General features: G+C 36.2%; 2 protein-coding genes. Both read right to left on the reverse strand.

Annotation, left to right across the window (positions count from 1 at the left end):
- Positions 1-37 precede the first annotated feature (37 nt).
- Positions 38-925 (reverse strand): IS3 family transposase, encoded by an 888-nt coding sequence (locus DXD11_RS14060; RefSeq protein WP_118758626.1) that lies wholly within the window; start codon positions 923-925, stop codon positions 38-40.
- On the reverse strand, positions 856-1,465 hold a 610-nt coding region (locus tag DXD11_RS14065), incomplete at its 5' end, for a transposase (protein ID WP_279220462.1). The genes DXD11_RS14065 and DXD11_RS14060, both read right to left, overlap by 70 nt.

Below are 1,465 nucleotides of genomic sequence, written 5' to 3' on the forward strand. Positions count from 1 at the left end.
TGATATGTACCCAGAATCCTGGACACATATTTATGAACTAGGCTGAACACATGGATGCTATCCTGTATTGTACAGGTGGCATCCATTTTGTTTTTGCCTGAATTCTTTTGTTATTATAATAATCTATATATTCTTCAATCGCTTGTGAGAATTCTTCGAAGGAAGAATAGTCTTTCTCATAACCATAATACATCTCATTTTTCAATCTTCCAAAGAATGTCTCCATAATACAATTGTCATAGCAATTACCTTTCCGTGACATGGATTGTACAATGCCATGTTCTTGTAAGGCATTTCTAAAATTGACATGCTGATACTGCCACCCCTGATCAGAATGAAATATTAATCCTTCGACAGAAGGAAATTTTTCAAAAGCTTTATTTAGCATTCTTTCTATCTGGCCAAGATTAGGAGTCCTAGATAAATCATATGAAATGATTTCGTTTGTATTCATATCTAATACTGGCGATATATAACACTTTCCCCATGAAAAATTGAATTGAGACACATCTGTGGTCCATTTTTGTAAAGGCGAAGTTGTGCTGAAATCTCTGCCTATTATATTATCAGCAATCTTACCAACTTGTCCCTTATAGGAATGATATTTCTCCTTTGGTCGTTTGCCGGCTAATCCTGATTCATGCATAAGACGCTGAACTCTCTTATGGTTCACCTGATACCCGCGATTAATAAGTTCCTGGTGAACCCTTCTTACGCCATATCTGCGTTTGTTCTCCTCAAAAATATTTTTTATTTCTTCTAGTACTTCTTGATTGCGTTCGGCAACAATATCGTTTCTGTTAATCTCAAAATAGTAAGTAGATTTAGCCATATGCATTGCTTTTAGGAGATACTTTAGTTGATATCCTTTTTCTCTGAGTTCTTTGATGATTGCTGCTTTTTCGCCTTGAGTTGCGCAACCCATTTTTCTTGCCTCAAGGCGATCCGTTTTTTTATTACTTCATTCTCGGCTTTGATATATTCATTTTCAGTTCTCAAGCGTATCAGTTCTTCTCGTTCCGATTCTGTTAAAGGTAATGGATTTGTTGATTTTTTCATTCTCGGTTCCTTTGTTGGTCGTCCTTTTTTACTTTCTACCAATCCATTATATCCTTGTAATTTATATTTGTGTACCCATTGATAAAGCAGTCCTGCATTAATGCCTGCTTCTATGGCAACTTTCGTTCTTGGCGTGCCTGCAATAACCTTTGAAATCAGTTCAAGTTTTTCTTCGGGTGTCCATACCTTATTAAACACCTTATGTTTTAAAACTTCTGGACCATGTAAATCAACCAATCTGGACCATTCTCGTATATGCCTTTTGAGAGTATTGGGATTCAGCCCCTTTGGGATGTCAGGATACGAACCCGAATGATACAATTCAACACACATCATTTTAAACTCATAACTATAACGCATAAAAATACCCTCCTTACTGGTTGTCCAGTAAAGAGGGTACATATCA

It is taken from the genome of Coprococcus sp. TF11-13, assembly GCF_003481085.1.
In the GTDB taxonomy this organism is placed as follows: Bacteria; Bacillota; Clostridia; order Lachnospirales; family Lachnospiraceae; genus Coprococcus; species Coprococcus aceti.

What these genes read in the sequence shown, in the direction of transcription:
- DXD11_RS14060 (WP_118758626.1), bottom strand. Translation starts at nt 925, where the DNA reads ATGGGTTGCGCAACTCAAGGCGAAAAAGCAGCAATCATCAAAGAACTC.